Source organism: Streptomyces sp. NBC_00223, assembly GCF_036199905.1.
GTDB lineage: Bacteria > Actinomycetota > Actinomycetes > Streptomycetales > Streptomycetaceae > Actinacidiphila.
The window spans coordinates 783,857-791,495 of record NZ_CP108109.1; the positions used below are offsets into that span (position 1 = coordinate 783,857).

Annotated in this window: 7 protein-coding genes; 1 reads left to right on the forward strand and 6 read right to left on the reverse strand. The window is 71.6% G+C overall.

Annotation, left to right across the window (positions count from 1 at the left end; genetic code table 11):
• From OHA30_RS03310 to OHA30_RS03320, 3 genes are all read right to left on the reverse strand, one after another.
• A complete protein-coding gene (locus OHA30_RS03310; RefSeq protein ID WP_328912276.1) occupies positions 1-1,050 on the reverse strand; it encodes an iron-siderophore ABC transporter substrate-binding protein in 1,050 nt (349 codons plus the stop codon).
• Positions 1,047-1,916, reverse strand: a complete 870-nt coding sequence (locus OHA30_RS03315) for an ABC transporter ATP-binding protein (protein ID WP_328912277.1) — start codon at positions 1,914-1,916, stop codon at positions 1,047-1,049. Before OHA30_RS03315 ends, OHA30_RS03310 begins: the two co-directional genes overlap by 4 nt.
• A gap of 125 nt (positions 1,917-2,041) precedes the next feature.
• Positions 2,042-3,385: a lysine N(6)-hydroxylase/L-ornithine N(5)-oxygenase family protein gene (locus OHA30_RS03320; RefSeq protein WP_328912278.1), complete on the reverse strand. Its 1,344-nt coding sequence runs from the start codon at positions 3,383-3,385 to the stop codon at positions 2,042-2,044.
• A gap of 82 nt (positions 3,386-3,467) precedes the next feature.
• On the opposite strand from OHA30_RS03320, the gene OHA30_RS03325 reads away from it, so the two are divergent.
• A complete protein-coding gene (locus OHA30_RS03325) occupies positions 3,468-4,415 on the forward strand; it encodes a methionyl-tRNA formyltransferase (RefSeq protein ID WP_328917705.1) in 948 nt (315 codons plus the stop codon).
• Between the two features lie 73 nt (positions 4,416-4,488).
• On the opposite strand, the gene OHA30_RS03330 is transcribed toward OHA30_RS03325, so the two are convergent.
• From OHA30_RS03330 to OHA30_RS03340, 3 genes are read right to left on the reverse strand one after another with little or no spacing between them, the layout of a single operon-like run.
• Positions 4,489-5,349: an ABC transporter ATP-binding protein gene (locus tag OHA30_RS03330; RefSeq protein ID WP_328912279.1), complete on the reverse strand. Its 861-nt coding sequence runs from the start codon at positions 5,347-5,349 to the stop codon at positions 4,489-4,491.
• 4 nt (positions 5,350-5,353) lie between these two features.
• On the reverse strand, positions 5,354-6,442 hold the full coding sequence (locus OHA30_RS03335; protein WP_328912280.1) for a FecCD family ABC transporter permease: 1,089 nt from the start codon (positions 6,440-6,442) through the stop codon (positions 5,354-5,356).
• A 2-nt stretch (positions 6,443-6,444) separates the two neighbouring features.
• Positions 6,445-7,440 carry a FecCD family ABC transporter permease gene (locus OHA30_RS03340; protein WP_328917706.1) on the reverse strand — a complete coding sequence of 332 codons (996 nt, stop codon included), beginning with the start codon at positions 7,438-7,440 and terminating at the stop codon, positions 6,445-6,447.
• Between the last annotated feature and the right edge of the window lie 199 nt (positions 7,441-7,639).

The window sequence follows — 7,639 nt, forward strand, 5'->3', positions numbered from 1 at the left end:
CTACTTCGTCAGGGCGTCGACGACGGCGTCGGCGTACGCCTCCATGGAGGCGAGTCCGCCGAACATCCAGATGCCGTCGGGCAGCCGGTTCACCTGGCCGGCCTTGACGAAGGGCAGCGACTTCCACACGGCGTTCTTGGCCAGGTTGTCGGCGAACGGGTCGCCGTCGACGGCGTTCACGATGTAGGCGAACCGGACGTCGCCCAGGCCGGTCAGGCCCTCGACGTCGGTGGTGGCGAGGCCGTAGTCCTTGTCGCCCTTGACCGTCCAGGCGTTCTTCAGCCCGAGCCGCTCGTTGACGGCGCCGATGAGCGATCCGCCGGTGAAGGGGCGGATGGAGACCTGGTTGGACTCGACGTAGGCGTCGCCGAAGGCGTACTCGGCCCCGGCGATGCCGGCGTCCTTGAGGGCGGTCCTTGCCTCGGTCAGCTTCGTGTCGAACGCCTGCTTGGCGGCGGTCGCCTTCTGCGTCGTGCCGGTGGCCCGGGCGATGAGGTCGAGGCCCTGCGTCATCACGCCGATCTGGTCACCGGCGTCGGCGGACCGTACTTCGAGGACGGGGGCGACCTTCCGCAGCTGGGCGACCGCCGAGGCCGACAGGTCGTCCGTGGCGACGATGAGGTCGGGCGCGAGGGCCGCGATCGTGTCCATGCTGGGCTCGCCGCGTACGCCGATGTCCTTGGGCGCGTTCTTCAGCGGGGCCGCCGAGTCCCACGCCTGATAGCCCTTCACATCGGCGACGCCGACGGGGTCGACGCCGAGCGTGACCAGGTCCTCGACGACGTTCCACTCGGTGCCGACGACCCTGGTGGCCGGGGCGTCCAGGCGTACGGTCGCGCCCGTCGCGTCGGTGAGCGTGATCGGGCCGGCGGCGGTGGCGGAACCGGTGGGCGCGGAGGACCCGGGGCCTGCGTCGTCGGCCGAGTGGGTCGTTCCGCACGCGGTCAGGGAGAGCGCCGCGGCGGCTGCCGTGAGAAGGAGGCGCCGGCCCGTCGGGCGGTCGGTGGCACCGGAGTTCAGGGGCCCGGGTGTCCTGCGGAGGCGGATCATGGGGAGGGGTGGAGCCTTTCGCTTCGAGTGTGGTGGCGGCCGACCGCGCGGGTCCTGAGCCGGCCGGTCGAGGGGTCGGTGTCGACGTCGATCCGGACGCCGTAGACCTCGGACAGCCGTTCCGGGGTCAGTACGTCCCCGGGCGGGCCGTCGGCGACGATCCGTCCCTCGCTGAGCAGGGTGACCCGGTCGGCGACGGCCGCCGCCTGGTCGAGGTCGTGGAGGACGACACCGACCGCGATCGCGTGGTCGTCGGCGAGATCGCGGATCAGGTCGAGGAGTTCGATCTGATAGCGCAGGTCCAGATAGGTGGTCGGCTCGTCGAGGAGCAGTACGCCGGTCTCCTGGGCGAGGCAGCTGGCGAGCCAGACCCGCTGGAGCTGTCCGCCGGAAAGGTGCTCGACCCCGCGTCCGGCCAGGTGCTCCACACCGGTCAGGGCGAGCGCCCGGTCCACGGCGGCGGTGCCTGCGGGGTCCGGCCGTCCCCAGCGCCCCCGGTGGGGGTAGCGGCCGAACTCGACGACGTCGCGGACGCTGAGTCCGCTCGGCGTGGGCCGCCCCTGTGTCAGGAGCGCCACGTGCCGGGCGAACTCCCGGGAGCCCAGCGCGAAGCCGTCCGTGACGTCGTCGCCGGTGTCGAGGACGAGCGTGCCGCCGCGGGCGCGCTGGAGCCGGGCGAGGGTCCGCAGGAGCGTCGACTTGCCGCTGCCGTTCGGACCCACGAGCGCGGTCACCTCGGCGGGCCGCAGCACGATCGCGGCGTCGTGCACGACGTCGACGCGGTCGTACGCCACCGTCATTCCCATGGCCGACAGTTCATGGCCGCGCGGGCGCGGTCGGCTGTCGGGTGTCTCACCAGCCGTCATGCGAATAAGGTTAGCCTACCCTTACTAGCGACCCTCGCCGGGTTCCGGGACGCCCGCCCTGCCCCCGGAGGGCGGCGGCCCCCGCGCCGCCGCGCGATCACGTCACCCGGGGGGCCGCCCGTGCCTCAGCGGCGGCCCGCGCCGATCTGCTCACCGGCGTTCCGGTGGGTGAGGAGCGAGTCGAGGATCTCGCCGGCCCGAACGGCCGTGGTGGACAGCAGGGTCGAGGTCAGCCCGTGGGTGTGCTCGGTCCCGCCCTGGAGATAGATGCCGGCGGCGACCTCGGCCGAGACCTCCACCCGGTGGTCCCGGCCCACGCGGACGGAGTCGCCGTCGTCGCGCAGGCAGATCTTGGCGGCCTCCCCCAGCAGCGCGGCGATGTCCCGCGCGCGGTAGCCGGTGGCATGGACCAGAAGATCCGCCTCCAGGGTGCGCAGTTGACCGGTCGGCAGGTGTTCGACGCCGATGTCGACGCGGTCGTCCAGGACGTCGACCTTCCGGATACGGGAGACATTGAGGAAGCGCAGCCGCTCGCGGCCCTGGACCTTCTCGCGGTACGACGTCGCGTACAGGGCCTCGATGAGGTCCATGTCGACGACGGAGTAGTTGGTGCTGCGGTGGTAGTCGAAGAGCGACTGCTTCACCGCGGCGGGGGCGTCGTAGAAGACGTCGACCGCCTCCGGGTCGAAGATCCGGTTGGCGAAGGGGCTGTCGTCGGCGGGCGTGTAGCCGTACTTGGCGAACACCGCGCAGATCTCGGCGTCGGGGAAGGTGCGGTGCAGATACTCCACCGTCTCCGCCGCGCTCTGGCCGGCGCCGAGGACGACGGCCCGGCGCACCGGCGTTCCCGTGGCGCTCAGTTCGGCGGCCCGGGGTATCAACTGGCTGTTGTGCCAGACGCGTTCGGACAGCTCGCTGCCGGGCGGAAGATGCGGCTCCAGGCCCAGCGCCACGCTGATGTTGCGGGCCCGGTGGATCACCGCGCGTCCCGGATCGCCGGGTTGACGGCAGGTCACCTCGAAGTGGCCCACGACGCCGTCGTCGTCGCGCACGGGGGCGATCGACACCACCTCGGAGGAGTAGCCCACCATGTGGGCCACCCGGGCGGCCGCCCACTCGAAGTAGTCGTGGAACTCGACGCGGAGCGGGAAGAGGGTCTTCTGGTTGAGGAAGTCCACCAGCCTGCCCTGCTCGCGCAGGTAGCACAGAAAGCTGAAGTCACTGGTCGGATTGCGCATGGTGACCAGGTCCTTCAGGAACGAGACCTGCATGGTCGCGTCGTCGATCAGCATGCCGCGGTGCCAGCCGAAGCGCGGTTGCCGTTCCAGGAAGAGGGCGTCGAGCCTCTGATCCTCCGCCAGTTCGGCGTTGCACTCGTCAATGGCTATGGCAAGAGCCAGATTTGACGGTCCGAAACCCACTCCCAGGACGTCATGGATGGTGCCCGACTCAACGCGCGGTGCTGTCACCGTGGCATCGCCTCCCTCAGCGCACACATAGTAGGTAAGGTAAGGCTTGCCTTGCAATGATGTCGTGGAAGGGGAGAACCGCATGCGGGTCGTCATGTTCGGCTATCAGACCTGGGGCCATCGCACACTCCAGGCTCTGCTGGACTCCGACCACGAGGTCACCCTCGTCGTCACCCATCCCAAGAGCGAGCACGCGTACGAGAAGATCTGGGACGACTCCGTCGCCGAACTGGCCGACAAGCACGGCGTTCCGCTGCTGCTGCGCAACCGTCCCGACGACGCCGAGCTGATAGCGGCGATCCGGGCCGCGGCCCCCGACATCATCGTGGCCAACAACTGGCGCACCTGGCTGCCGCCGGAGATCTTCGACCTGCCGCCGCGCGGCACGCTCAACGTGCACGACTCGCTGCTGCCTGCGTACGCGGGCTTCTCCCCGATCATCTGGGCCCTGATCAACGGGGAGCAGCGGGTGGGCGTCACCGCGCACCGGATGAACGGTGAACTCGACGCGGGCGACATCCTGTTGCAGCGCTCGGTGCCGGTGGGCCCGACCGACACCGCCACCGATCTGTTCCACCGGACCGTCGACCTCATCGGCCCGATCGTGCGCGAGTCCCTGGACCTGATGGCGTCCGGCCGCGACCACTGGGAGCCCCAGGACCGCACGGAGGCCAGCTTCTTCCACAAGCGGTCGATCGAGGACAGCAGGATCGACTGGACCTGGCCCGCCGAGGACCTGGAACGCCTGGTCCGCGCGCAGTCCGACCCGTACCCCAACGCCTTCACCTACCACCGCGGTGAGCGCGTCCGTATCGTCTCCGCCGCCCTGTCCGAGGCCCGGTACGGCGGGACGCCCGGGCGGATCTTCATCCGCGAGGGCGACGGCGTCGTCATCGTGGCCGGCGCGGACGCCCGTACCGGCCGCCGTCCCGGTCTGCTCGTGCGGCGGGTGCGCGACGACAGCGGCACCGAGTACGCGGCGGCCGACTACTTCCGCACGATGGGCGGTTACCTCACCGCGCGGCCGTGAGCGCGGTCCCGGCCGCCCTGGAGCGCGTCACAGCGGGCCGGGCTGCCCGGTCCGCCCGGTCGGCCCGGTCCGCTCAGGCCCCGGACGTCGCCGCCGCGGCGACCGGGGCCGCGGCGATGTCGTGGTGGCGGCTGATGGGGATGACCAGGGGGGTGCCGCTGACCGGATCGGTGGTGATCTGGCAGCGCAGGTCGAAGACGTCCTCGACGGTGGCCGCGGTGATCACCTCGGCCGGCGGCCCCTCGGCGACGATACGGCCGGACTTCATGGCGATGACGTGATCGGCGTACCGGCAGGCCTGGTTGAGGTCGTGCAGCACCATCACCACCGTACGGTTCTCGCGGCGGTTGAGGTCGGTGATCAGGTCCAGCACATCGATCTGGTGGGCCATGTCGAGGTAGGTCGTCGGCTCGTCCAGCAGCAGGACCGGGGTGCCCTGGGCGACCGCCATGGCGATCCAGGCGCGCTGCCGCTGCCCGCCGGACAGTTCGTCGACCGCGCGGTCGGCCAGCTCGGTCAGCGAGGTCGCCGCCAGGGCCTCGTGGACGGCCAGCTCGTCCGCCTTCGACCACTGCCGCCACCAGGTCTGGTGCGGTGAGCGGCCCCGGCTGACCAGGTCGACCACGGTCAGCCCCTCCGGTGCCACCGGGGTCTGCGGAAGTATCCCCAGACGCTGCGCCAACTCCCGGGTCGGCACGGATTGCAGGGCCCGGCCGTCCAGTTCGACCGCGCCCTGACGCGGGGCCAGCAGCCGGGCCAGGGCCCGCAGCAGGGTGGACTTGCCGCACGCGTTGGCGCCGACGATGGCGGTGATCCGGCCCGAGCGGACGACGAGGTCCAGGTCCTCGACCACGAGCCGGTGGTCGTACGCCAGATGCAGGCCGCGGGCCCGCAGGTCGGGGCCGGGCGCGGGGGTCGGGTCTGTGGTCACCATGCGTTCAGCCTCCTTGGCCCGCGCGGTTGGCGCGGATGAGTAGCCAGAGCAGCACCGGCGCTCCGATGACACCGGTGACGATGCCGACGGGCAGTTCGGTGCCGGGGATCGCCTCGCGTGCGACGAGGTCGGAGCCGAGGACGACCAGCGCGCCGGTCAGCCCCGAGGCGACCGGCGGCGGCCACGCCGTGCCGGCCAGCCGCTGGGCGATCTGCGGGGCGGCCAGCGCGACGAAGGCGACCGGTCCCGCCGCCGCGGTGCCGAAGGCGATGAGACCGACACCGATGAGCATCAGCACGAGCCGTACGGCCCCGACGGGGGTGCCGAGTCCGGCGGCGATGTCGTCGCCGAGCTGGAGGGTGCGCATCCAGCGGCTCATGCACAGGGCCGCGGGGACGAGTACGGCCATCGCGGCGGCGAGCAGGGTGACCTGGTCCCAGGTACGGCCGTTGAGGTTGCCGACCAGCCAGCCCAGCGCGGCCTGGGCCTCGAAGCGCTGGCCGCGGGCGACCAGGTAGTCGGTGGCGCTGGTGCACATCCAGGACACGCCGATGCCGACGAGGATGATCCGGTAGCCGGTGGCGCCGTGTTTCCAGGCGAGGGCGTACACGACCAGCGCGGTGGCCAGGGCGCCGAGCAGCCCGAGGGTCTGGGTGCCGAGGCCGCCGTCCCAGCCGAGCACGATGCCCGCGACGACGGCCGTGCCGGCCCCCTCGGTGAGGCCGATCATGTCGGGGCTGGCCAGCGGGTTGCGGGTCATCGTCTGGTACAGGGCGCCGGACATGCCGAAGGCGATGCCGACCAGGAGACCGGTGAGCGCGCGGGGCAGCCGCAGTTCGTGGACGACCAGCCGGGTGCCCGGATCGCCCTGGCCGACGAGGGCCTTGACCACGCCGGTGGGGCTGATCGGATAGTCCCCGATCGCGATACCCCAGCAGAAGAGCACGGCCACCACGACGGTCAGGGCGGCGCAGACGGCGACCAGCCGGGGGCGCAGGACGCCGGAGACGGGCGGGGTGGCGAGCCGGAAGGGCCGGCGGGCCCGGGTGACGGCGGGAACCGATACGGAAGCGGCGGTGGCGGGAGTGGTCATGCTCAGACCTCCGCGAGCTTGCTGCGGCGGACCAGCGCGATGAAGAACGGGCCGCCGACGAAGGCGACGAGGACGCCGGCCTGTATCTCCGTGGGCCGGTCCACCACCCGTCCGATGATGTCGGCGGTCAGCAGCAGGCAGGGGGCCAGCGCCGCCGACAGCGGCAGCAGCCAGCGGTGGTCGGGGCCGAGCCCGGCGTACTGGGCGAGGACACGGGCGACATGCGGGACGACCAGGCCCAGGAAGACCACCGGACCGATCACCGCGACCGAGGCGCCGGTCAGCAGCATCACCGCGACGGCGCCCTGGAGCCGTACCAGCCCGACGCGCCGCCCGAGCGAGGCCGCCACGTCGTCGCCGAGCGCCAGGCTGTTGAGCGCGGGCGCGGCGGTCAGCGCGAGCACCGCGCCGACGGCGAGGAAGGGCAGGATGCGTACGACCACGGCGCCGTCCTGGTCCGCGAGGCTCCCGGCGGACCAGAAGCGGTAGCGGTCGAGCGCGTCCGGGTCGGTGAGGACGATCGCGTTGGTGAGCGAGAACAGCAGGAAGGTGACGGCGACTCCGGACAGCGCCAGCTTGACCGGGGTGCCGCCCGGGCCGCCCACCCGGCCGAGCAGGAAGACCAGCACGCTGGTGGCCAGCGCGCCGGCGAAGGCGAACCACACGTAGTCGTAGAGCGATCCGAACCCGAAGACGGCGACGGCCACCACGATCCCGAAGGACGCGCCCGCGCTCACGCCCAGCACCCCGGGGTCGGCGAGCGGATTGCGGGTGAGCGCCTGCATGAGCGCGCCGGACAGTCCGAGCGCGGCGCCGGCCGACAGACCGAGGACGGTACGCGGGACGCGAACCGTCCAGACGACGTTGTCGACGAGCCGGCTGGAGGGGTGGCCGACCAGTGCGCGAACGACCTGGTCGAGCGGGATGCTCAGCGCGCCCAGGGCGATCGACAACAGGCACAGCGTGGTCAGCGCGGCCGCGAGCAGCGCGACGAGCATGGCTGGGCGCAGCCTCCTGCGCCGGGTCACCGGCCAGTCTCCACGTCAACATCCTTAGGTTAGGCAGACCTTAACTCTAGCGGCTGGAGCCGTGCGTCCCTCCGAACGAGGGGCTATCAAGTTAGGTAATGCTTACCTTAATATGGCGAGCGGCCGCGGGCCGGTCGAGTCGGTTCCGCACGTCTGGAAAGGCACGGTC

What these genes read in the sequence shown, in the direction of transcription:
- OHA30_RS03310 (WP_328912276.1), bottom strand. Translation starts at nt 1,050, where the DNA reads ATGATCCGCCTCCGCAGGACACCCGGGCCCCTGAACTCCGGTGCCACC.
- OHA30_RS03315 (WP_328912277.1), bottom strand. Translation starts at nt 1,916, where the DNA reads ATGACGGCTGGTGAGACACCCGACAGCCGACCGCGCCCGCGCGGCCAT.
- OHA30_RS03325 (WP_328917705.1), top strand. Translation starts at nt 3,468, where the DNA reads ATGCGGGTCGTCATGTTCGGCTATCAGACCTGGGGCCATCGCACACTC.
- OHA30_RS03330 (WP_328912279.1), bottom strand. Translation starts at nt 5,349, where the DNA reads ATGGTGACCACAGACCCGACCCCCGCGCCCGGCCCCGACCTGCGGGCC.
- OHA30_RS03335 (WP_328912280.1), bottom strand. Translation starts at nt 6,442, where the DNA reads ATGACCACTCCCGCCACCGCCGCTTCCGTATCGGTTCCCGCCGTCACC.
- OHA30_RS03340 (WP_328917706.1), bottom strand. Translation starts at nt 7,440, where the DNA reads ATGCTCGTCGCGCTGCTCGCGGCCGCGCTGACCACGCTGTGCCTGTTG.